Source organism: Fulvimarina pelagi HTCC2506 (genome assembly GCF_000153705.1).
Taxonomy (GTDB): domain Bacteria; phylum Pseudomonadota; class Alphaproteobacteria; order Rhizobiales; family Rhizobiaceae; genus Fulvimarina; species Fulvimarina pelagi.
The window spans coordinates 3,555,513-3,578,145 of record NZ_DS022272.1 but is presented as its reverse complement, the minus strand read 5'-3'; the positions used below and the strand labels follow the sequence as shown (position 1 = coordinate 3,578,145).

General features: G+C 62.7%; 25 protein-coding genes. 6 read left to right on the top strand and 19 right to left on the bottom strand.

Features of this window, described 5'->3' with window-relative positions; genetic code table 11:
- Window positions 1-32: 32 nt before the first annotated feature.
- The 16 genes from flgH to motA all read right to left on the bottom strand — a co-directional run bounded on the left by flgH (window position 33) and on the right by motA (window position 11,391).
- Window positions 33-740 (bottom strand): flagellar basal body L-ring protein FlgH, encoded by a 708-nt coding sequence (gene flgH, locus FP2506_RS16605; protein WP_007068755.1) that lies wholly within the window; start codon window positions 738-740, stop codon window positions 33-35.
- Window positions 737-1,357, bottom strand: a complete 621-nt coding sequence (locus FP2506_RS16600) for a MotE family protein (protein WP_007068754.1) — start codon at window positions 1,355-1,357, stop codon at window positions 737-739. The genes flgH and FP2506_RS16600 overlap by 4 nt, the downstream gene beginning before the upstream one ends.
- The gene (gene flgI / locus FP2506_RS16595) at window positions 1,354-2,553 is read right to left on the bottom strand and encodes a flagellar basal body P-ring protein FlgI (RefSeq protein WP_007068753.1); all 1,200 of its coding nucleotides are present in this window, start codon (window positions 2,551-2,553) and stop codon (window positions 1,354-1,356) included. Before flgI ends, FP2506_RS16600 begins: the two co-directional genes overlap by 4 nt.
- A complete protein-coding gene (gene flgA / locus FP2506_RS16590; protein WP_007068752.1) occupies window positions 2,550-3,011 on the bottom strand; it encodes a flagellar basal body P-ring formation chaperone FlgA in 462 nt (153 codons plus the stop codon). The genes flgI and flgA overlap by 4 nt, the downstream gene beginning before the upstream one ends.
- Window position 3,012: 1 nt before the next feature.
- On the bottom strand, window positions 3,013-3,795 hold the full coding sequence (flgG, locus tag FP2506_RS16585) for a flagellar basal-body rod protein FlgG (protein ID WP_007068751.1): 783 nt from the start codon (window positions 3,793-3,795) through the stop codon (window positions 3,013-3,015).
- 122 nt (window positions 3,796-3,917) lie between these two features.
- The gene (gene fliE / locus FP2506_RS16580; protein ID WP_007068750.1) at window positions 3,918-4,244 is read right to left on the bottom strand and encodes a flagellar hook-basal body complex protein FliE; all 327 of its coding nucleotides are present in this window, start codon (window positions 4,242-4,244) and stop codon (window positions 3,918-3,920) included.
- Window positions 4,245-4,249: 5 nt separating this feature from the next.
- Window positions 4,250-4,666, bottom strand: a complete 417-nt coding sequence (gene flgC, locus FP2506_RS16575) for a flagellar basal body rod protein FlgC (protein WP_007068749.1) — start codon at window positions 4,664-4,666, stop codon at window positions 4,250-4,252.
- A gap of 5 nt (window positions 4,667-4,671) precedes the next feature.
- Window positions 4,672-5,055 (bottom strand): flagellar basal body rod protein FlgB, encoded by a 384-nt coding sequence (gene flgB, locus FP2506_RS16570; protein ID WP_341871892.1) that lies wholly within the window; start codon window positions 5,053-5,055, stop codon window positions 4,672-4,674.
- A gap of 105 nt (window positions 5,056-5,160) precedes the next feature.
- Window positions 5,161-5,766: a glutathione S-transferase N-terminal domain-containing protein gene (locus FP2506_RS16565; protein WP_007068747.1), complete on the bottom strand. Its 606-nt coding sequence runs from the start codon at window positions 5,764-5,766 to the stop codon at window positions 5,161-5,163.
- A gap of 111 nt (window positions 5,767-5,877) precedes the next feature.
- Complete coding sequence (locus FP2506_RS16560; RefSeq protein WP_040490176.1) at window positions 5,878-6,315, bottom strand: hypothetical protein; 438 nt, start codon at window positions 6,313-6,315, stop codon at window positions 5,878-5,880.
- A gap of 149 nt (window positions 6,316-6,464) precedes the next feature.
- On the bottom strand, window positions 6,465-7,553 hold the full coding sequence (gene flhB, locus FP2506_RS16555; protein WP_007068745.1) for a flagellar biosynthesis protein FlhB: 1,089 nt from the start codon (window positions 7,551-7,553) through the stop codon (window positions 6,465-6,467).
- Window positions 7,554-7,632: 79 nt separating this feature from the next.
- The gene (locus FP2506_RS16550; RefSeq protein ID WP_007068744.1) at window positions 7,633-8,679 is read right to left on the bottom strand and encodes a FliG C-terminal domain-containing protein; all 1,047 of its coding nucleotides are present in this window, start codon (window positions 8,677-8,679) and stop codon (window positions 7,633-7,635) included.
- 7 nt (window positions 8,680-8,686) lie between these two features.
- Window positions 8,687-9,025: a flagellar motor switch protein FliN gene (fliN, locus tag FP2506_RS16545; RefSeq protein WP_050765174.1), complete on the bottom strand. Its 339-nt coding sequence runs from the start codon at window positions 9,023-9,025 to the stop codon at window positions 8,687-8,689.
- Between the two features lie 168 nt (window positions 9,026-9,193).
- Entirely contained in the window at window positions 9,194-9,529 is a 336-nt protein-coding gene (locus FP2506_RS16540) for a hypothetical protein (protein ID WP_007068742.1), read from the bottom strand.
- The gene (locus FP2506_RS16535) at window positions 9,510-10,475 is read right to left on the bottom strand and encodes a FliM/FliN family flagellar motor switch protein (RefSeq protein ID WP_007068741.1); all 966 of its coding nucleotides are present in this window, start codon (window positions 10,473-10,475) and stop codon (window positions 9,510-9,512) included. The genes FP2506_RS16540 and FP2506_RS16535 overlap by 20 nt, the downstream gene beginning before the upstream one ends.
- A 52-nt stretch (window positions 10,476-10,527) precedes the next feature.
- Window positions 10,528-11,391 carry a flagellar motor stator protein MotA gene (gene motA / locus FP2506_RS16530; protein WP_007068740.1) on the bottom strand — a complete coding sequence of 288 codons (864 nt, stop codon included), beginning with the start codon at window positions 11,389-11,391 and terminating at the stop codon, window positions 10,528-10,530.
- 198 nt (window positions 11,392-11,589) lie between these two features.
- Between motA and FP2506_RS16525 the strand changes: the two genes are divergently transcribed.
- Genes FP2506_RS16525 through FP2506_RS16515 form a run of 3 tightly spaced genes read left to right on the top strand, consistent with a single transcriptional unit; the run spans window position 11,590 to window position 14,444 of the window.
- Window positions 11,590-12,372, top strand: coding sequence for a DUF1217 domain-containing protein (locus FP2506_RS16525; RefSeq protein WP_007068739.1), 783 nt, complete (start codon window positions 11,590-11,592; stop codon window positions 12,370-12,372).
- Between the two features lie 9 nt (window positions 12,373-12,381).
- Complete coding sequence (gene flgF / locus FP2506_RS16520) at window positions 12,382-13,104, top strand: flagellar basal-body rod protein FlgF (RefSeq protein WP_007068738.1); 723 nt, start codon at window positions 12,382-12,384, stop codon at window positions 13,102-13,104.
- Window positions 13,104-14,444: a FliI/YscN family ATPase gene (locus FP2506_RS16515; RefSeq protein ID WP_007068737.1), complete on the top strand. Its 1,341-nt coding sequence runs from the start codon at window positions 13,104-13,106 to the stop codon at window positions 14,442-14,444. Before flgF ends, FP2506_RS16515 begins: the two co-directional genes overlap by 1 nt.
- Window positions 14,445-14,457: 13 nt before the next feature.
- Here the strand turns inward: FP2506_RS16515 and leuB are convergent, their stop codons facing one another.
- The gene (gene leuB, locus FP2506_RS16510) at window positions 14,458-15,570 is read right to left on the bottom strand and encodes a 3-isopropylmalate dehydrogenase (RefSeq protein ID WP_007068736.1); all 1,113 of its coding nucleotides are present in this window, start codon (window positions 15,568-15,570) and stop codon (window positions 14,458-14,460) included.
- A gap of 174 nt (window positions 15,571-15,744) precedes the next feature.
- On the opposite strand from leuB, the gene FP2506_RS18190 reads away from it, so the two are divergent.
- The gene (locus FP2506_RS18190; RefSeq protein ID WP_148227609.1) at window positions 15,745-16,737 is read left to right on the top strand and encodes a M23 family metallopeptidase; all 993 of its coding nucleotides are present in this window, start codon (window positions 15,745-15,747) and stop codon (window positions 16,735-16,737) included.
- Window positions 16,738-16,947: 210 nt separating this feature from the next.
- Here the strand turns inward: FP2506_RS18190 and FP2506_RS16500 are convergent, their stop codons facing one another.
- Window positions 16,948-19,119, bottom strand: a complete 2,172-nt coding sequence (locus tag FP2506_RS16500; RefSeq protein WP_007068734.1) for a malate synthase G — start codon at window positions 19,117-19,119, stop codon at window positions 16,948-16,950.
- Between the two features lie 239 nt (window positions 19,120-19,358).
- On the opposite strand from FP2506_RS16500, the gene FP2506_RS16495 reads away from it, so the two are divergent.
- Entirely contained in the window at window positions 19,359-19,727 is a 369-nt protein-coding gene (locus FP2506_RS16495; RefSeq protein ID WP_007068733.1) for a BLUF domain-containing protein, read from the top strand.
- Window positions 19,728-20,419: 692 nt separating this feature from the next.
- Here the strand turns inward: FP2506_RS16495 and tlpA are convergent.
- Window positions 20,420-21,085 (bottom strand): thiol:disulfide interchange protein TlpA, encoded by a 666-nt coding sequence (gene tlpA, locus FP2506_RS16490; protein WP_007068732.1) that lies wholly within the window; start codon window positions 21,083-21,085, stop codon window positions 20,420-20,422.
- Window positions 21,086-21,114: 29 nt separating this feature from the next.
- Between tlpA and argH the strand changes: the two genes are divergently transcribed.
- On the top strand, window positions 21,115-22,515 hold the full coding sequence (gene argH / locus FP2506_RS16485; protein ID WP_040490170.1) for an argininosuccinate lyase: 1,401 nt from the start codon (window positions 21,115-21,117) through the stop codon (window positions 22,513-22,515).
- The last annotated feature ends 118 nt before the right edge of the window (window positions 22,516-22,633 follow it).

The window sequence follows — 22,633 nt, the reverse complement described above, 5'->3', positions numbered from 1 at the left end:
TCCGAACCGGGTCGACCAGCACCACGGTCCCGTCAGTAGGGCGAGACGGTGTCGTAGACCTGGTGCCCCCAGCCGGGCTGCTGGACCTCGGTGATCCGGCCCCGTCCGCCGTAGGAAATGCGGGCTTCGGCGATCTTATCGTAGTCGATCGTATTGTTCGGCAGGATGTCGCGCGGGCGGATGATGCCGGCGATCGAGAGAACGCGCACCTCGAAGTTGACGCGCACCTCCTGCTGGCCGGAGATGAACAGGTTGCCGTTCGGCAGTTCCTGGGTGACGACCGCTGCGACCGAGAGCTCGATGTCCTCCGAGCGTTTAACCCGGCCGCTGCCTTTGGCGTCCGATCCCCCGTCGAGGCCGAGCGTCGCGCCGACGGTCGGCAGCGCCCAGCTGCCGAAGCTGCCGGAGATATCAGCACCGCCGGAGATACCGGACTCGCGCTCGCGCTCGGAGAGATTGGCGAGGGAGGCCTTGTCCGAAATGTTGATCTTCACCGTCACGATGTCGCCCATCGAGAGCGCGCGCGGATCCTGATAGAAGTCGGCGCGCGAATCCGTCCAGAGCGAGTTCTTCGCGCCCGTCCCGCCTTTCGGGAAGGAAGCCGGCGTGACAAGGTTCGGATACTGGTAGATGCCCGCGCCGACCGGCGAAAGCGCCGGCTCGCGAAAGGCGTCTTGGCTGTTGGTCGAACATCCGGCAAGGAGTACGAGGACGAGTGGAGCCGCGTATCTGAGGGTCACGATGCGTTCTCCGCGACGGTCTGGCTTTCGGTGTCTTGGCCGGTGTCGGTCGAGGTCTTCTCGACGATGAGCCTGGCGATCTCGGCAGCCTTGTCCGGCTCCATCTCGGCCAGCACGCTGCTCGCCTGGCGCGATTTGAGGCGCACGAGGATCATCGCCGCGTTCTCCGTGCCGAGCTTGGCAAGCTGCGGCGCGGCCATGTCCGGCTTCATCTGGGCGTAGATGTCGACGACGATCGTGGAGGCGTTGTCGAGGAAGGCTTTACGCTCCTTGATCCACTCCTGATAGTCCGCACGCCGGGTTTCAAGCTCGTCGATTTTGGCCGTTATCTCGGACTCAATGTCCCTCAGCTGCTTTGCCTGAAGGGCGTGGCGCGCGTCCTGGGCCTTGTCGGCGATGTTGAGGCAGTAGCGTTCGACCTCCGACATCGGCTTCTCCTCGGCAGCCTTCGGCTCCCCGGTCGCCTCGTCGATGATACGCACCTCCTGGGGTGGGATCTCAGGCGGCGCGGCCGGTGTCTCGGCGCCGGCCGCAAAGGCGGCGTGAGGGAGGCTGACCGCGGCCGTCGCGACGAGCGCGAGAAAGAGCGTGAAACGTGTTGTCGGTCGGGCTGTCATTGCACCACCAGTTCGGCTTGAAGGGCGCCGGCGGTCTTGATCGCCTGCAGGATCGCGATGATCCCTGAGGGTTTGAGACCGATGCGGTTAAGGCCGCGCACCACGGTTTCGAGATCTGTGCCGCCGACGAAGGCGAAATTTCCGCCCGTCTCATTGGTGTCGACGATCGTTTCGGAGGTCACGACCGTCTCGCCGTCGGAGAAAGGCGCGGGCTGGGAGACGGCGGGAAGTTCCGACACGCGGACGGTGAGATTGCCATGCGTGAGCGCCACGGTGGAGATCTGAACGTTCTGGCCGATGACGATCGTGCCGGTTCGCTCGTCGATCACGACCTTGGCGACCTGATCGGGATCGACGCGCAGATCGCCGATCTCGGCGAGAAAACGGACGGCTGAGACATTGGCCGGCCGGTCGAGATGGAGGGTCCGGAAGTCCTCTTCCCGAGCGACCGGACGGCCCCAGCGGTTGCGCGCATAGGCGTTGATCAGGTCGACGGTGCGGACCATCGTCTTGAAGTCGGGATTGGAGAGCTCCATCGAGAGCTGGCCGTCGTCGTAGAAATGGCCCGGAACCTCGCGCTCGACGAAGGCGCCGTTCGGCACGCGGCCTGCCGTGGGCACACCCTGCGTCAGACGCTCGCTCGCGCCCTCGGAAGTGAAGCCGGAAACGGCGACGGGGCCCTGCGCCACCGCGTAGATCTCGCCATCGGCACCGTACAGCGGCGTCATGACGAGCGTTCCGCCCATCAGCGAGGTCGCATCGCCGAGAGAGGCGACGTTGACGTCGATGCGCGAGCCGGTGCCGATGAACGCAGGCAGTTCGGCGGTGACCGTGACGGCCGCGACGTTCTTGCCACCTGCCCGGTCGGAGCGGATGTTGACGCCCATGCGGTCGAGCATGGATTGCAGCGACTGCTCGGTATAGGGCGAGTTGCGCATGGAATCACCGGTGCCCTGAAGGCCGATGACGAGGCCATAGCCGACGAGCTGATTGCCGCGCACGCCGCGCACGTTGGTGATGTCCTTGATGCGAACGGTTCCGGCCGCGCCGCCGGGGTCGCCGGTCACGTAGCCGGGCGAGGCCGGGGCGTAGCCGGCATAGTCGGTGCCGGGATAGTCGGCCGCCATTGCCGAGGGCGCGAGTGAGATCGCAAGGCTTGCAAGTGCTGTGAGAATGCGGCGGGGCACTGGCATCATCCTTCGACGGCGATCGTCCCGTCGGGCGATATTCGGCCCGAGATGGTGATGCCGCTATCGGTATTGCGGACGCGGATCGTCTCGCCTTCCTGGCCCGACTCGAGCGCCATGCCGAGGCCGGTGATGACCAGCCCCTCCTCCGCATAGATCAACGTGACGTTCGTGCCCGCCTTGACGGCGTCCGGCGTCGTCAGGTCGGCGCGTCGGATCGCCTTGCCGGGCAGTAGCGTGCGGCGCGCGACATGGCCGTAAAGATCTTCCCTGTCGACGACGAAGAGGCCGACCTTCTCGTCCTTGACGATGAAGGTGCGGGTCGAAAGGCCCGCCGCGACGATGTCCTGTCCGGGATAGATGACGACGCCGGGAACCGGCATGTCGAGCTCGGCGGCGAGCGATCCGGTGGCGCCCGATAGGCCGAGGCTCAGCGCGAGCGCGGTCTTGAGGAGGCGCCCGGCCATATCAGCGAATGCCCTTGGAGACGACGCTCGCCATTTCGTCGGCGGCACTGATGATCTTCGAGTTCATCTCGTAGGCGCGCTGGGCGGAGATCAGTTCGGAGATCTCCTTCACCGGGTCGACGTTGGAGTCTTCTAGATAGCCCTGATGCACGACGCCGTAGCCGGGATCGCCGGGCACACCGACGACCGGTGCACCGGAGGCGACGGTCTCGGAAAAGAGGTTTCCACCCTCGGCGTGGAGGCCGGCATTGTTCGCGAAGGTGGCGAGCGTCAGCTGCCCGACATCCTGCAATTCGCCCTCGACCCGGGCATAGACCTGCCCAGCCTCGTTGACGACGATTTCGGAGGTGTTGGCAGGAACAGTCAGTTCCGGATCGACGAGATAGCCGTCGAGGGTCACGATCTGGCCTTCGGCGTTGGTGTTGAAGGCGCCGTCGCGGGTATAGCGGATCGCGCCGCCCGGACCCTGGATTTGAAACCAGCCCTCGCCGTTGAGCGCGAGATCGAGCTTGTTGCCGGTTTCCTTCAGGGCGCCCTGAAGGTGAACGTTGCGGATCGCCGCGAGCCGGACGCCGAGGCCGAGCTGGGCTCCCTCGGGCACAACGCCTTCCGCGCCTGCCGCGGCGACGCCCTTGGCGCGCTCCACCTGGTAGAGAAGGTCGGTGAATTCCGCCCGTGCCCTCTTGAAGCCGGTCGTGTTCACGTTGGCGATGTTGTTGGCGATGACCTCGACGTTGGTTTCCTGGGCGTTCATGCCCGTTGCCGCGATCGCAAGTGCGCGCATGGCGTCTCTCCTTGGGTTGGGAACCGGACGCCGGGCGTCCTTCGTCGTGGTGCTTCCTGCCAGGCCGCAATTCTCTCAGGCGAGGATCACGTGGGGCTGACCGAAGGGGGATTCCTCGCCCCTCAGATCTGCATGCGCGACAGTTCCATGTAAGCGGCGACCGCCTTGTCCCGAACGGCGACGGCGGTCTGGAGCGTACGCTCGGCGCTCATCACGGCCTCGACCACGGCCTGGGTGGAAGCCTTGCCGTTGACGCCCTGGATCGAGGTTGCCTCGGCGGTCTTAACCGTGTCGGCGGCGTCGACCATGACCCGCGACAGGACTTCGGAGAACTCGTTGAACTGGGTCGGCTGGGTCCGCGAGACCTGGGCCATGCCCTCGGAAGCTGAGGGCGCCTGGGTCTGTGTGACGGTGGAATCGAACAGGGAGGATCCGATCGCTGGGATCATGGTGGTCAGCTCCTCAGGAGGTCTATGGTCATGTTGATGATCTCGCGCGCCTGCTTGATCACCTGTATGTTGGCTTCGTAGGATCGGTTGGCCTCGCGCATGTCCATCATCTCGGTGAGCATGTTGACGTTCGGGCGCTTGACGTAGCCGTTCTCATCGGCCGCCGGATTGCCGGGATCGTAGGTGGACTCAAAGTCGGCCTTGTCGGTGCCAATGTCGGTGACGCGCACGAGGTTGGCGCCGGTGACCTCGTCGAGCGTCGCGCCGAAGGTGACGGTCTTACGAACGTAAGGATCAGCGCCGGGCGTATCGCCCGTAGTCTCGGCATTGGCGACATTCTCGGAGACGACGCGCAGGCGCGTCGACTGGGCCTCCATGCCGGAAGCGGCGATCTTGAGCGAGGAGACGAGCGGATCGGCCATGGCGCTTACCCCCTGATCGTCGTCATGAACATGCGGTGGAAGCTTTTGACGATCGAGGTGTTCAGCGAATAGTCACGACTGACCTCACCGGCCTTCATCATTTCCTGCTCGACGGCGACGGAGTTGCCGGAATGCTTGACGTCCCAGGTCACGGCCTCGGTGGCTTCGGCCTCGGCCGTTCCGCCACCGAATCCGACCAGATGCTTTGGATTGGATGCCGTTTGGGCAAGCGCGGTATTGTCCAGCACCTGTTCGAAGGGGGTGATGTCCTTCGCGGTGTAGCCCGGCGTGTTCACATTGGCGACGTTCTCAGCCACCAGCGCCTGGCGATGAGAGAGCCAGTCCGCCTGCTTCGATGTCAGCGAAAAGAGATAGACCTGATCCAACACGGCCTCCCATTAACGGGATTTCAAGTTGTACCGGGTGTAGGCCGAAGCGCTTGTCCGAAGCTGAAGGTGTGAAGGAAGAGTTAAAGCAGGACGGATCGATGGCCGTTAGTTCGGCATCGTCTTGCCGATCGATGGGCGTTCGCTGACTCTTTCGGCGAAGGCGTCGAGGTTCGGCGTCGCGGGCATCCAGTCGGCATCCGGGAAGCGCAGCTTTACATAGTGAAGGGCCGTTACGGTGCTGATCTCGGCAAGTCCGATATCGCTCGTCGAAAGCTTGTCCGTCATACCCTCAAGTCTCTGCAACCCGTTCACCATGGAACGGCGACGACGCTGGCCCATCTCGGAGCCGTCGAAGGCGGAATCGCCAAATTCGCCAGACACAATCTTGCGCCCGTTCAGCGTATAGACCGCCGAGTCGAAAACGCCGAAGGCGAACCCTGAGATTTCGTAATCCGTGACCGTCATGGTTTTCAGATGCGAGCCGTCCGGCGCGATGTCGGCGGCATGTCGCGCAATGATCAGCGCTTCTGTGAGGATCGACCCATCGTCGAGTTCGAGTGTCGGGATACGTTGGGCGGGATTACGATCCACGAGTCGATCCGGGCTCTCCCACTGGTTCACCACGTCGATCTCGGGATGCGCGCCCGCCTCCATCAGCATGGCGTGAGCCACGCGGGCGAAAGGCGACGTCGCATTCTTGAAGAGCTTCATGGCATCCGATCCTTGCTGGGGCGCGCGAGGTCAGATAGGGCATCAACGTCGAAGGCAATGCGGAAGCTTGCGCCGCATGCTCGGAGCGAGGGCTGACTATCAGCCTGATGATCAGGCCTCATCTCCCGTTTTCATGAGACGCGCGTCGCTCAGCGCGCGTTGAAAGCGTTCCGTATCGGAGGCTTCGCCGCCCGATGGGCCGGAGAGGTCGACATAAGTGATGTCGACGGCAGCCGTCGAGGCGCTGAGCTCCAGCCGGAAATGAGCGGTTACGCCATCGTGCTGGAATTCCAGCGCAAGCGCGACGATGGGTTTGGTACCCCAGGACACGGCGACGTCGCCGGAATTGGCAAAGCGCAGGACGCCAGGCTTGAGTGTGAGTTCAGCGCTCGACGAGACGATGTCCTCGATATTGGCGTATTTCTCGAAGCGCAGATAGGCGACGTAGTCGGCGACGTCGACGAGACGCAATTCGGCGACGAATTCGCGGATTGCGTCAGCGAGCAGCTTCTCGCGGGTGAGAGAGGCCCGCTTTTTCACGTCAAGCATGGTGGCGGATGGCTCCCGTCGGGCGAACGGCGTCATGCCAGAGATCTGGCGTCCGGTCTCGTCTTAGACGATCGGAGGTGAATGCCGGCATCCGTGGTGCCTCTCTCGGGCGGCCCGTCAAGCGCGTCGGTGGGGCCGGTGCCGCATCATCACGCGGTCGCGACGCTGACCTTCGAGCCCTCCCGGGTGTGAAGATAATAGATGATTTCCGCCACCGCCTTGAAGAATTCAGGTGGAATCATCTGATCGATGTGAACATGATCATACATCGATCTTGCGAGGAGCTTGTCCTCGATCACCGGGATTTCTTTTTCTTCTGCGACTTCGCGGATCTTCAGCGCGACGAGATCGGTGCCTTTCGCGACCACCATCGGCGCGCCGCCCTCCTCCCGCTTGTAACGCAAGGCGATGGCATAGTGGGTCGGGTTGGCGATGACCAGCGTGGCGTTGGGCACCGCTGCGATCATGCGCTTCCTCGAGCGCTCGCGGGCAATCTGCTTCTGCCGTTGTTTGACCATCGGATCGCCGTCGGTCTGCTTGTGCTCGTCCTTGATCTCCTGCTTCGACATCATGATGTCGCGGCGCCAATGAATGCGCGTCATGGCGATATCGGCCGCGACGAGGACGATCGTCGCGATCGAAACGCCCGACAGAAGCTTCATGGCAAGGTCGAGCACCAGTTCGGGAACCTGAACCGGATCGGCCAGCATCGTCTGGATCATCGTTCCGAGATTGGAGACGATGAGAGTGCCGACGACGACGCCTATCATGAGGAACTTGAACACGGCCTTGGCGAACTCCGTCAGACCGCGCGGGCCGAAAATGCGCTTGAGACCGGAGGCCGGCGAGATGTTCGATGCCTTCGGCTTGATCCGTTCGAAATTGACCTGGGGTGGGTTCTGCAGGACGGAGGCGAGAATGCCGCCGATACACAGGAAGATCGCCACCGGTACGAGAAAGATCGCCGCTTCCGTGCTGAGCACACTGAGAACATGCAGGGCGTCCCGGCTTGTCTCCAATTCCCACTGGAGAGGATTGTCGAACGTCGTCTGCAGGGTCGTGAGAAGGCGGTAACCGGACTCGCGAGCCTGCAGGGCGATGAACAGCGATATCGCCAGAAAAGACGCCAGGACCGGAGCTTCGCGAGAATTGGGAAGGTTGCCCTTCTCGATCGTGTCGCGAATCTTCTTTTCGGTCGGCTGTTCCGTCTTTTGGGAACGATCTTCGCTCTCCGCCACAGCCGATTAGTCCGCAATTTTCGTTTCGTTTAAATGAAACGGCATGGTTAAGCGGCTCTGACCGCTCGTCCCAGTCCGCCTAATCCTCGTCCTCGCTCTCACGCAGGATGATCGTGCCTTCACCGGCCAGTTCGAGCGCCCGGCCCGCTATGTCGCGTCGGGCCGCCTCGATAGCGTCCTTGGTGGCGTTCGATTCCTGTGAGAGTTCCGCTTCGATCATACGACGCGCCCGTGCTCCCTGAGCAGAGAGTATCGACTCGCGGATATCGTCCGGTGCGCCCTGAAGGGCGAGAATGATCGTCTCGGCGCCGATGCCGTCGAAAAGGGTGAGCCGCGCTTTCTGCGGCATTCCGGGAATGTCCTCGAAGGCGAAGAGGAGCTTGCGCAACTCCATCGCCTCTTCCGGCTGGTCGACCTCGATGAAGTCGATCAGTTCGGTGCTCTCGTCCTTCGCAAGGCGGTTCACGACATTGGCAAGGATCGTGTGTCGCCCCTCACCGGCCTGGTCGTCGCCTGTGACTAGATAAGTCTGGCGCACGTGGGACTCGAAGAGGCTCTGGATCGGGCCCGCAAGCGGCTTGATTTGTAGCATGCGCTTCAGGACGTCGTTCCTGAGGTCGGGCTCGAAAGCGCGGACGATCAGGACGGCAGCATCGCTCGGCACCTTGGACAGAAGAATCGCGATGATATGCGGATGCTCTCCGGACAGTTTCTTCGCAAGGACCTCGCCTTCGATGTCGGCGACCGCTTCCCAGACGTTGCGCTTGTCCTGGGCGAGCATGGTCTGGATCGCGCGGCTCTTCTCGTCCGGGAAAAGCGCCTCGTATTCGTTTTCGCTGAGGGCGTTGCGAAGGAGATCCGCCATCTGCTGGCCGGGTCCGGGGAAGATCGGCCCGCGCTTGAAGGTCGAGGCGAAGTCTTCGACGACCTCGTCGATCTGGTCCGGCGAGACGTTCTCGAGCTTCGCCGCCGCTGCCTTGAGCGAAACGATCTCGTCCGGCGCCATATGCTTGAGGAGCCGCGAAGCGCCTTCCGGCCCCAGCGCCAGGAGCAGGACGGCCGCCCGTGCTCCTCCGCGCAGGGGAGCTGCATGCAGCTCTTCGGAATAACTCGCCAGGCTGTTCATGATGCGATCAGGCCGCCTTCGCCTTCTTCGCGGTCAGTTTGGATCCGGGAGTCGCGACTTCGGTCAGCGTCACGCCGAACTGCTGGTCGTCCTGATCGAGGACGACGATCTCGCCCCGGGCGATGACCCGGCCGTTGACGACGACGTCGATCGGATCGCCGACCTTCGTGTCGAGCTTCACGATCGAACCCCGATTGAGCTTGAGGAGTTCGGAAACACTCATCCGGGCCGAACCGAGAACCACCTGCATGGTGACCGAAACGTCGAGGACGAGATCGAGGTCCATCTTGTCCGCCCCGCGGAAGTCCGGCCGGCGATCGTCTTCCTCACCGCCTTCTTCATCCATGTAGGGCTGGCCGCTGTGCTCGATTTCGCTGCCGTGGGGGTCGTTCGGATCGATCATGGAGTATCATTCTCCGTCTGGCATGGCTGGCATTGCGCGGACGTCATTCCGGCGCGTTCTCCGATCTGTAATGACGCGAACTTATCCGAAACTGCCGCGGGGGCCGGAACGTCAATTTTTCCGGCTGAATGCCGTGGAGGTTCCGGCCGACACTGCTTTGCCCGCGTGAAAATCCGCGCGCTGAACGAGATCGGCGAGCCTTACACCGGCTTCGGCCGCCTTCAGCCGTTCGGCTTCGAGCGCTCTGAGGGTCGAAACGCCCTCGTATTTGAGTGCGATGACGGCTTCGGCGGCTTTGTTGAGAGAAGCCTCGGACTGTTCGAGCGCAGCGGCGAGCCCTCGCTCCGACTCGCGCAGCGATTTCAATTCGTTGTACATCCGCCCGCTTCTGAGCGCGGTCACGACGAGCGCGACCATCAGGACGAGATCAATCAGATAGGATGCCATTGATGAATTCCTGGGTCGGATCGACCGCCTCCTCGAACCGGGCGACATAGGAGCCGCGCGAGAAGCCGACCTGAGACTTGAAGATGGGCTTACCTTCGCACTCGAGCGTGATCAGTTCGCTGACCATGACGTCCAGGGCGAGTGTCTGGCCGACGCGAAAGTGTGCGACCTCGGCAAGCGGAACCTGCTTGCGCGCAAGAACAGCCTCGAGATGCAACCCGGATTTCTCGAAATTCCGCACCATCGCTTCGGACCAGGTCTCGTCCGGTGAGGGCTGCGGCAGCGGCAACGGCTCTGAGAGGACGCGGCGGTGGAGAGACAGGTACGACGATGGGAGCGCGAGCGTCAGCGTCGAGAGCGGCTCCTCCTCGGCAGTGGCCGAGCGGTCGCCTGCCTTGGACAGACCGAAGGTCATCGAGACATAGCGGCCGGCATTCGGACCACCGAGCAATTCATCGAGCTCTTCGCACTCGACGAAGCCGCCGGCCGCAAGACCGGCCTCGTCGATCGGCGCGAAGGCGGATGCGAATGTCTCGACGAAAGTCTTGAAGGTCGTTTTGACGAGGGCGCGGTCGAGATCCGTCAGAGCGCGCTTACCGGCCCTCTCGGCAGGCTTGGCGCCGAAATAGGCGGAGATGCAGACATCAGCGAGAGTTTCCGGCGCGGCGAGATAGGCCGGACGGCCAAAACGCTTGGACGTCAAAGTGGCGAAGAGGACGTCGTCACCTGCGTCGCCGATACCGTCTGCACCCTGCCCCATCTCGAAGTCGCGGAAGGTCACGGCGACCTTGTCGATCGACAGGCGATTGAGCGCGAGCGTCAGTTCCTCAGCGGTCTCCTCGACTATCGCGGCCAGCCGATGAAGTTTGGAGGGTTCGAGCTCCGAGGCCGACTTCAGGCGTTTGCCGATATCGCTCGGAGCCGTTCCGTTGCGTCCGTCGGACATCACTCAAATTCCCTCGGCTTCATGCCTGTGAAAGCGCGGGTCCTGGCGGCGGTCATGCGGTCGCTCCGCCGCCGATCGTCTCGGCCTCGACCTGATCGATCGTCGGGCGGTCGTAGGCGGAAATCGTCTTGCGACCGTATTCGATGGCGACCTGCGGCATGGCGCCGTTCATGTAGGCGATCAGGGTCGACTTGATGACGACATAGGTCCGGCATTTCTTCTCGCGAACGCTCTTCACCTTGGAGGCGATCGGCCCCATGACACCATAGGAGAAGAAGACGCCGGCGAAGGTGCCGACGAGGGCGGCGGCGATGAGGCCGCCGAGGATTTCCGGCGACTGGTCGAGCGCGCCCATCGCCTTGATGACACCGAGCACGGCGGCGACGATGCCGAGTGCCGGCAATCCGTCGGCAACGTCCTGCAGGGCGGCTTTGGGCTTCATCGCGTCATGCGTGATTGTCTCGATCTCTTCTTCCATGAGCGCCTCGATCTCGTGACTGCGTGCCGACCCGACGATGATGAGCCGGACGTAGTCGCAGATGAAGTTCACCTTCTGCTTGTCCTTGAGGATCGTCGGATAGGCCTGGAAGATCGTCGATTCCTCGGGCGCATCGACATGCGCCTCGACCTCGGAGCGGGACTTCGAGCGCATCTCGCGCATCATTGCGTGCAGGAGGCCGAGGATCTCCAGGTAATCCTTCTGCTTGGGCACCGCGTTCTTGAACGCTTCGCCGATCGCCTTGCCGCAGTCCTTGATGACCTTGGGCGGGTTGGCGACAAGGAACGTCCCGAAGGACGACCCGCAGATGATGACGTATTCGAAGGGCTGGACGAGGACCCCGAGATGGCCGCCCATCGCGACAAAGCCGCCCAAGAGGCAGCCAAGCACGACGACCATACCAAGCAGAATACCCATTGCGTCTCAGTCCCCATCATGTCGACGGGAAAAGCGGTAGGCGTAAGCGCTTGTGTGGAGCTTGAAGGCAGAGCCGGATCCGCCGGCATCCGCGATTAAGGAGAAATGTGACGGTACCTGAAAGGCTGAGGCAAGGGTTTCCAGCGCATTGTGGGGGTTGAAAGGCCGCTCCGGCCAGCCTCATTGGACCCGACGAACATGCTGGATGCATCCCTCAGCTATCGCCTGATCAGCCGCGATCTTCCCGCCTCGCTGGAGCGGACCGCGCAGGACCCGACCGTCGAGCGGGCCAGTCAGCGCTATCTGGAGGAGATCGGCAAGATTTCCTCGATCGACGAGTTCCTCGCCAACGACCGGGTCTATCGCTACGCGATGAAGGCGATGGGGCTCGAGGACATGACCTACGCGAAGGCCTTCATGCGCAAGGTGATGGAAGAGGGCATCGACGACAGGGAAGCCTTCGCCAACAAACTGACCGACAGTCGCTACAAGGACTTCGCCGAAACCTTCAACTTCAACCGATACGGCGAGGCCGCTCTCGCCTTCGAACGCACCCAGCAGGGGATCGTCGACAAATATGTCCGGCAAACTCTGGAAGAGAACACGGGAACCGAGAGCGAAGGGGCACGCCTGGCGCTCTATTTCGAGCGCAAGGCCTCGACCGTTACCAGCTATTACGGGCTCCTCGCCGATCCGGCGATCCTGAAGGTGATGCAGACGGCCTTCTCCATACCCGCCGAGACCGGTACGCTCGATATCGACAAGCAGGCCGACCTCTTCCGCAAGGCGCTCCCGAATATCGAAGATCTCAAGGACCCGCAGAAGGTGAGCGAACTGCTCCAGCGCTTCACCACGCTCTGGGACGTCAACAATGTGCAGGCCGCGCCGACGAGCCCGCTGCTGCAGTTGTTCGGAAACGGAAGTGGTGTCAGCGGCGACCTTCTCCTGACGCTTCAGACCTATCGAAACACCGCATTTTAAAGAGACCGCATGGAAACCTCCCTTCCCGTCGCCCTGTCCGGCCAGATCGCCATGGAAAAGCGTCTCGAAACGCTGGCGCACAACATCGCGAACGCGCGGACGGTGGGATTTCGCGCCGAGGAGGTGCGCTTCGAGGAGCTGCTTTCGCATACCGCACCCGATCCGGTGGCCTTCGTGTCGAAGGGCGAAACCTATCTGTCCAACAAGAGCGGCGCCCTCACACAGACCGGCAACCCGCTTGATCTCGCCGTGCGTGGCGAAGCCTTCTTCGCCATCCAGGGAGACAACGGCATCGTCTACACTCGCGATGGGCGTATGCAGGTCTCGCCCGAAGGCATGGTTCAGACGCTGACAGGACGCCCGCTCCTCGATGCCGGCGGCCAGGCGCTGCAGGTCGATCCGGCGGGTGGGCCGCTGACCATCGGCGGGAACGGCATGATCCACCAGAACGGCCAGGAGGTCGCGGCCGTCGGCCTCTTCCGCATTCCGCAAGGGGCAAACGTCACGCGGGCCGATACGTCGGGCGTCGTCAGCGACGTTCCGGCGACGCCGGTGGTCGAATTCCTCACCGACAACGTGGTGCAGGGCTATGTCGAAGAGGCCAACGTCAATCCTGTCCAGGAAATGACCCGGCTCATCGCGCTGCAGCGCGCCTTCGAGAGCGCCGCCAACGTCGTCCAGACCAATGACCGGTCGCTTTCCGAAGCCATCAAGGCGCTGGGATCGAGCTGATGCACCAGCAGACCGACGCCCTCTCCACGCTCTCGGCGCCGCGCCTCGACATTTCCGGACGGATCGTCGATGTCGGGCCGCAATCCTTCCGCGTCGCGGGCCTGTCCCCCTTCGTGCGGCTCGGTGACTGCATTTCCTGTCCGGGCGAGGACCGCGACGAGCTCGGTGAAGTCGTGCGCATCGACGCCGACAGTCTGACTGTCAAACCCTATACCACGCGCTTCAACCGCGGTGTCGGGTCGCCCGCCATCAAGGTCGGTCCGTTCTCCATCACGCCGGACGCCAGCTGGCGCGGGCGGGTGCTCGACGCCTTCTGCCGGCCACAGGACGACAAAGGACCGGTGCGCCAGGGCGAAGCAATCCGCCCAGTCGATGCCCAGCCGCTTTCGGCGCTGAAGCGTGCGAGGCTGTCCGAGGGCGTTCCGACCGGCGTCTCTGTCGTCGATATCTTCACGCCGCTGGTCAAGGGCCAGCGCATCGGCGTCTTCGCGGGGTCCGGCGTCGGCAAGTCGACGCTGATGGGCATGCTCTCCCAGTCCAAAGGCTTCGACACGGTCATCGTCGCCCTCGTCGGCGAGCGCGGCCGCGAGGTTCGCGAATTCCTCGAAGAAGTCATGGCCGGCCAGCTCGACAAGGTGGTCACCATCGTCGCGACCGGCGACGAAAGCCCGATGATGCGCCGGCTCGCGCCGCGCACGGCGACGGCCGTCGCCGAACATTTCCGCGACCGGGGCGACGACGTCCTCCTCATCGTCGATTCGGTGACGCGTTATGCCCATGCCGCCCGCGACGTCGCGCTTTCGGCCGGCGAGCCACCAGTCTCGCGCGGCTATCCGCCGAGCATCTTCTCCGAACTGCCACAGCTTCTGGAGCGCGCCGGCACAGGCATCGAAGGGTCCGGCACGATTACCGGCATTTACGCGGTCCTCGTCGACGGCGACGACCACAACGATCCTATCGCCGATGCCATCCGGGGCACGCTCGACGGGCATATCGTGCTCGACCGCGAGATCGCCGAACAGGGCCGCTTCCCTGCGGTCGACTATCTGAAGTCGATCTCGCGCCTTGCCGAAAAGGCCTGGCACGGCAGCGAGCGCGAGCTCGTGACGCGCCTGCGCGCCATGACCTCGCGTTTCGAAGACACCCGCGACCTGCGCCTCCTCGGTGGTTATCAACGCGGCTCGGACCAGACACTGGATCAGGCCGTGGATCTCGTGCCGCACATCTACGACTTCCTGACCCAGCGGCCCGGCGAAGGATGGCATGAGAAGCCCTTTGACGCCCTCAGCGCCGCCTTAAAGCAGGCGATGACGCCGAAACCGGAGCCTGCCAAGAAATAGGATCCGTCGTGCTTCAGGCCAAACCGGTTCGGAAACGCTCGGCGACGGCGTCGCCCATCTCGCTCGTGCCGACCTTTCGGCAGCCTTCGGCCATGATGTCGCCTGTGCGGATGCCGTCATTGAGCGTGTCGGCAATCGCTGCTTCCAGCGCCTCCGCCTCTCTGGTCATCGCGAAGGAATAGCGCAGGCACATCGCGAGCGAGGCGATCATGGCGATCGGATTGGCGATGCCCTGCCCTGCGATGTCAGGCGCCGAGCCGTGCACCGGTTCGTAGAGCGCCTTCCGCCGGCCGCTCGCATCATCGGGTTTGCCGAGGGAGGCGGACGGCAGCATGCCAAGCGACCCCGTCAGCATGGCCGCGATATCGGACAGCATATCGCCGAAGAGGTTGTCGGTAACGATCACGTCGAACTGCTTGGGCTCGCGCACCAGCTTCATGCCGCCGGCATCGGCGAGTTCGTGCTCTAGGGTAAGATCGGAAAACTCCTCACGGTGAACGCGGCTGACCACCTCGTTCCAGAAGACGCCGGTCTTCATGACGTTGCGCTTTTCCATCGAGGTGACCTTGCCGCGGCGGGTGCGTGCCAGCTCGAACGCAGCCCGCGCGATTCGCTCGATCTCGTAGGTCTCGTAGACCTGCGTATCGACTGCGCGTTTCTGGCCGTTGCCAAGATCGACGATTTCCTTCGGTTCGCCGAAGTAGACGCCGCCGGTGAGCTCGCGCAGGATCAGAATGTCGAGCCCTTCGATGATGTGCCGCTTGAGCGACGAAGCGTCGGCGAGGGCCGGATAGCAGATCGCCGGCCTCAGATTGGCGAAGAGGCCCATCTCCTTGCGCAGGCGCAGGAGCCCGGCCTCCGGGCGCTTTTCGTATGGCACACCGTCCCAACGGGGTCCGCCGACCGAACCGAACAGGACCGCGTCAGATGCCTGCGCGAGTTCCATGGTGGTATCGCTGATCGCCTCGCCGCAGTCATCGTAAGCTGCGCCGCCCACAAGGCCGCTCTCGATCTCGAAACCCCCCTCCGTAGCCTCATTCAGAACCGTGATGAGCTTTTGCGCTTCCGTTGCGATTTCTGGGCCGATACCGTCTCCCGGTAGTAGAAGAAGCTTGCGAGAGGCCATTGAATTTACCCGTTTTCGTTCCGCCCCGGTCGTTCGCCGGGCTGGAATCTCGATGTCCGAAATGCTTCACTTCGACGCGTAGAGGACCCGGCATGCAAAGGACTTCCTTTGCAGCCGAAACCCTGTCGACCTGAAGCGCGACCGTTCGTGTCGTTCAGCCGGGAGGATTAGAATTTGCTTCGCCGCAAGGCAATGGTCGCTGGTATCCTCGCGCTCGTCGAGGCGGCGAGCCCGGGTGCCGCAGAAGAGAAAGGCCTCGGCGTTCCGCTGGACTGCATTCCGGGCGAAACCTGCTTCCTTCAGCAATATGCCGACATGGATGGCGGACAGGGTATCGCAGATCCGTTCTGCGGCGACGTAGCCTATGACGGGCACGGCGGCACAGATGTACGGGTGTCTTCCATGCTCGACGTCGAAGCCTTCGTTCCGGTGCTCGCGGTCGCAGAAGGGACGGTCGTGGCGACGCGAGATCGTGAGCCCGACGCGCCGGTGCGCGACGAGTCCGAATGGCCGCTTCACAAGGGCAAGGAATGCGGCAATGGCGCCATCGTCGATCATCGCGACGGCCTGAAATCTCAATATTGCCATCTACGCAAAGGCTCGGTGCGGGTCGCCCGCGGAGACAAGGCGGCGCGGGGAGCGGTGATCGGCGCGGTCGGCGCATCGGGTATGGCCGCCTTCCCCCATCTGCATCTCACGATCCGGCGCGGTGACCAGGATATCGATCCGTTCAGCGGGAAACCCGTCGGTACCGGCTGCAATGGGGTCGTTCGGGACTCACTCTGGTCCGCCTCTGCGCAGGACTTTTTCCAGCAGGCGGACGTCCACGTGATGGCTTTCGGGATGGCCGGCCGACCGCCGGACTACAAAAGCCTGATGACCGACGGACCTCCGCCCAATCTGACGGCCCGCGACCGGGCGACCATCGGCTGGGGCTGGTTCCTCAACCTTCGCAAGGGTGACCGCCTGCAGTTCAAGATCACCGCGCCGGATGGATCGACCTACATCGAGACCGAAACGAAGCCGCTCGGGCACCGCAAGGCGGCCTATATGCAGTTCGTTGGCCGAGGGCGTTCGCCGGAACCGGGAGACTGGACGCTCGAGGTTGGGCTTAAGCGGGACGGCGAGGTTGTCGAGACGAAATCCAGAATGGTCGCCGTTCGTTAGTTCGAGACCTTCGGATCATGTGCATATCCGCCATGAAGTAGACGCTCGCGCTACCACGACCTTTCGCTGCTACGATCCGAAGGGCGATCTGCCCGCACGTATCGGTTGGAGGTCGCCGAGGCACCTCGACCGACTTACCGGCGTTACGAGTCGTTGCGGCGCTGGTCCCGTCGGGCCCAGCGCCGCGCTTCAAATGCACATATGCCCTGTTCAGGCTGCCTTTTGCGCCTTCTTCTCGAGTCGACGGGCATGCAGGACCGGCTCGGTGTAGCCCGAAGGCTGGACCCGGCCCTTGAAGACGAGATCACAGGCTGCCTTGAAGGCGATCGAGTCCTCGAAGCGGCCGTCCATCTTCTCGTAGTTCGGATCGCCAGCATTCTGCTCGTCAACTTTCTTCGCCATCTCCTTCATCGCGGCCATCACCTCGTCTTCCGAAACGACTCCGTTATGCAGCCAGTTGGCGATGTGCTGGGACGATATCCGGCAGGTCGCGCGGTCCTCCATCAGGCCGATATCGTTGATGTCTGGTACGGTGGAGCAGCCGACGCCCTGATCGATCCAGCGCACGACATAGCCGAGAATGCCCTGCGCGTTGTTGCGGACCTCGTCCTTGATCTGCTGGTCCGGCCAGTTGGCGCGGTTGGCAAGCGGGATTGTCAACAGATCGTAGAGGATCGCGCGACGGCCCTTGGCTGCGATCGCCTCCTGCCAGGCGAGAACATCCACCCGGTGGTAGTGTGTCGCATGGAGCGTCGCTGCCGTCGGCGACGGCACCCAGGCGCAGTTCGCTCCGGCCTGAGGATGGCCAACCTTCTGGTTCAGCATGTCGTTCATCTTGGCGGGGGCAGCCCACATCCCCTTGCCGATCTGCGCCTTGCCGCGGAAGCCGCATGCCAGACCGACATCGACGTTCCAGTCTTCGTAGGCCTTGATCCAGGTGCGGTCCTTCATCACGGTCTTGCGGACCATGGGACCCGCTTCCATCGAAGTGTGGATCTCGTCGCCGGTGCGATCGAGGAAGCCGGTATTGATGAAAAAGACCCGATGCCGTGCGGCGCGAATGCATTCCTTGAGATTGACCGTCGTGCGCCGCTCCTCGTCCATGATCCCGATCTTCACCGTGTTTGAATCAAGGCCGAGCGCCTGCTCAACGCGGGTGAAGATTTCGTCGGTAAAAGCGACCTCGTCGGGCCCGTGCATCTTCGGCTTGACGATATAGATCGAGCGCGAACGCGAATTGCGCACCCCGCCCATCTTCTTCAGATCGTGGATGGCGATCATCGTGGTGATCATCGCGTCCATCAGGCCTTCCGGCGCTTCCGAGCCGTCCTTCAGCTGGATCGCCGGATTGGTCATCAGGTGACCGACATTGCGCACCAAGAGCAGCGCCCGGCCGGGGACTGTGACAGTCGACCCATCCGGTGCGGTGTACTGGCGGTCCGGATTGAGCGCGCGGGTGACGGACTTGCCGCCCTTGTCGAAGCTCTCCGTGAGATCGCCCTTCATCAGGCCGAGCCAGTTGCGATAGACCAAAGTCTTATCTTCGGCATCGACTGCGGCAACAGAGTCCTCGCAGTCGCAGATCGCTGTGACGGCCGATTCGAGGAGAACGTCGGCAACGTTGCCACGGTCGTTCTTGCCGATCGTGTGCTCGGCATCGACCTTGATCTCCACATGCAGCCCGTTGTGCCGCAAAAGGATGGCGGACGGCTTTTCCGAATCGCCCGAATATCCCACGAAGGCGAGCGGGTTCTTCAACCGCGAGGTCTTGCCACCGCCGAACTTGGCGATCAGCGTGCCGTCGGAAACGATATATTGCTCGACATCGATGTGGGAGATGCGGTCGAGCGGCGCTACGCCGTCGAGAAAGCTCTTCGCCCAGGTGACGACGCGGGCGCCGCGAGCGCGGTCATAGCCCTTGCCCTCCGGCTCGTCCCCCATCGCATCGGTGCCGTAGAGCGCGTCATAGAGCGATCCCCAGCGCGCATTGGCCGCATTGAGCACATAGCGGGCGTTCATTATCGGGACGACGAGCTGCGGCCCGGGCACTGTGGCGATCTCGGGATCGACATTCGCGGTCTGGATCTCGAAATCGCCGCCCTCTGCGACGATGTAGCCGATCTCGCGCAAGAAGGTCTGATAGGTGTCGGCGTCGATCGGCTTGCCACGCTGACTGCGGTGCCATTCGTCGATCTTCGCCTGCATGTCCTCGCGGACTTCGAGCAATTCGCGATTCTTGGGCGCGAGATCGTTGAGCAGCGATGAGAAGGACTTCCAGAATTGATCGGGCGCGATGCCCGTGTCGGCGAGTGCCTCTTCGTCAATGAATGTCTTCAGGTTTGTGGCGACCTTGAGGTCGTTCACCGTCGTCATTTCCGTCATATCTGGTGCCCTTGTCGTCAACTCATGCGCATCGGGAAATCGGCCAGCGCGCCGGCTCTGTCAATCGCGGATGCACGATCAAAAGGCTAGGCCAAAGCCGGACACATGGCGAGAGGGACGAACTGCAAGCATGCGGTTTTGACCTCACGCACCGATCGTCTATAAACTAGGGAGTGTCGGCAGCGCCGGACCCGGATAGACATTTCCCACAATTGATAAGACCGAACGACCGATCCTTCATGCGGCATATCACCTATAGCAGTATCGCCAACGACCTGAATCCGAAGGCCTTTCGCGAGCTCGTCGCAGACGCGCGCAAGCGCAACGAGAAGCGTGGGATCCGTGGCGTGATCGCGTATGATGGCCGTATCATCACGCAGATTCTCGAAGGGGAAGCGGAGACGGTCGATAAGCTCTTCAAGACGATCCGCCGCGATGGGCGACATTCGGGCGTTGTCCTGATGAGCCGCGTCGACGTCGACGACAGTCAGTTCGACGGATTCGGCATGGCCAATATGACGCCCTCGGAAGTCTATCTTCTGTCATCCGCGATCATCGAGCGCTATGGTGATGGGGACAACTGCGCGGATCCGCTCATTCTTGATTGAATTTGGCCACAATCCGATTCTAACGCCGAGATAGCGATCGGAATCGTTATCGCGACGCAGCAGCAGATTTCCCCGTATGTTCAAGGGGCTATGCATGGAGCACTTTCGTGCTCTGTTGCGTTTATTCATTTTCACGCGGATGTGACGCACCGTCGCCTAATCCGCGCTTGATTTTAAGCTCCCGCCGTAGCATCTTTATCACAACGACGCTGAAACGTCGGTTCGGCCTTAAAGCATGTCCCCCGCTTTTCCGCCGATACTTGAGAGCGCACCGGTCCTCTTCCCCCTCTCCAGGACCAGCGCTCGTTGGAAAATGCAAGAGAGTCGCAACGGCGTATCCCCCTCCAGGCCGTGCGGCTCTCTTGTTATTTCAGCCACGGAAAATTGAAAACTTCATTCAATCCCCGCCATCGAAAAATTCCATTCGACGCCCGCCGCGACTCCTTACGTCGGATCATTCGGTCGGAGCGGAACGAGGACACGTCCCCGATTTTCCCTTTGCGTGCCCGATAATTACAGGCTTCCATTTCCCCGCTGTATGGATTTGCCCTCGTGTGTCAGTCTGACTTCGGTGCGTCAACCACTCGGACGCTTCTCTTTGCTTTAAACGAGCCACACGGCCACGATCGGCTCATCCGATTGGCGCCTTGCATCCGGTACTCAAAACTGTCTGGCACTGCGCCTGCTGTCGATCAAACCGAGCCCGGCTCTCGAACGGCATCGATCAGGCGGAGCGCATCGGGGCTCGCCCATTCCGCCGGGCCGTTCACGGCTGCGCGGGCGCAGCCTTCTTCGTCGACGAGAAGCGTGACCGGCAGGCCAAAGGCCGTTCCCTGGCTCTTCAGGTTCTGGAAGACGCCCATGGTCTCATCGCGGTAGTAGGGAAGGTCAATGAGACCTGTCTCCTCGTAGAAACCCTTCGGCTTGGCCTCGTCGCCGGTGTCGACATTGATCGGGATGACCGCGAAGTCCTCGCCGCCGCGTTCGCGCTGCAACTCGTCGAGCGCCGGCATTTCGGCCCGGCAGGGTGCGCACCATGTCGCCCAGAGATTGACGAGGAGCGTCTGGCCCGAAAAGTCGGCGAGGCTGCGCTCGGCGCCGTCCGCATCCTTGAATGCGATGGCCTTGACGTCGAACGGCGTATCGACCGGCTGAACGGCGGCGACCTCTCCTTGCGCGGCCTCGTCTATGGCGCTCGCGAGGCTTTCGTTCGCCTGACAGCCGGATGCGACCTCTACATTGCTTTCGTATCCGCCCGTCACGTATAGGACGCCGAGACCCGCGATCAGGCCTGCCGCAAGGGCGCCTCCGATCGCGAGACCGACCGACTTGCCCAAGCCCGGTTGCTTTTCCGCCATTGTTTTTCTCGAACTCCCAAGCGCACGCGATGAGCCAGACGACAAGCAACGAAATGTGGGGCGGCCGATTCGCCTCCGGTCCCGATGCCATCATGGAGGAGATCAACGCCTCCATCGATTTCGACAAGCGTCTATATGAGGAAGATATCGCAGGTTCGAAAGCCCATGCGACGATGCTCGCCGACACGGGCGTGATCACCGCGGAAGATCGGGATTCGATCATCGCCGGGCTGGATACGATACGCGGCGAGATCGCGGCCGGGAACTTCACCTTCTCGCGCCAGCGCGAGGACATCCACATGAACATCGAAGCTCGGCTCGCCGAGCTGATCGGCCCGGCCGCCGGGCGGCTCCACACGGCGCGTTCGCGCAACGATCAGGTGGCACTCGATTTCCGGCTTCACGTCAAGTCTGCGCTTCAACGATTCGAAGCGGGGCTCCAGGACTTCATCGCGGCGCTCCTCGACAAGGCGGAAGACCATGCCGACACGGTGATGCCCGGATTCACCCATCTTCAGGTCGCTCAGCCGGTCACCTACGGCCACCACTGCCTCGCCTACGCCGAGATGGCCGCACGCGATCTCTCGCGTTGCCGCGACGCGATCGAGCGGATGGACGAGTGCCCGCTCGGAACCGCCGCCCTCGCCGGCACGGGCTTTCCGATCGACCGGCACCAGACGGCCAAGGCTCTCGGCTTTCGCGAACCGACCCGCAATTCTCTCGATACGGTCTCGGACCGGGACTTCGCGCTGGACTTTCTTTCGTTCGCGGCGATCTGCGCGACGCATCTGTCGCGGCTTGCCGAGGAGATCGTCATCTGGTCGACGCCGCAGTTCGGCTTCGTCAAGCTGTCGGACGCCTTCTCGACCGGCTCGTCCATCATGCCACAGAAGAAGAACCCGGACGCCGCCGAACTGGTGCGCGCCAAGCCTGGGCGCATCAATGGGGCGCTGATCTCTTTGCTGACGGTGATGAAAGGCCTGCCGCTGACCTATTCGAAGGACATGCAGGAGGACAAACAGCAGGTTTTCGATGCGATCGACTCCCTGCAACTTGCACTTGCCGCCTCCACCGGAATGATCCGCGATCTCGTCGTCAATCGGGAGGCGATGCGCGCGGCCGCCGGCCACGGATTTTCGACCGCGACCGACCTTGCCGACTGGCTCGTGCGTGAGGCGGGCCTGCCGTTCCGCGAGTCCCATCATGTCACAGGGCGGGCAGTGGCAATGGCCGAGGACCGGGGCATCGGCCTCGCCGACCTGCCGCTCGATGACCTGAAGGCGCTCAATCCGGCAGTCACGGAAGGCGTTTACTCGGTTCTCACGGTCGAAGCCTCCGTGGCCAGCCGAACGAGCTATGGCGGCACCGCGCCGGATAATGTCCGCGCCGCTATCGCGGTCTGGCGGGACAAATTGGAACTCAACAGATAGGCCCTTAGGGCGATAATCGCACGGCGAGTGTTGCCGGGAACCCGATGATTTTCGCCGCTGCCCGCGTTAGAACGCCAATACGATTGTGGTTTCCGCCGGGTTCGAATTTGGGAGATGA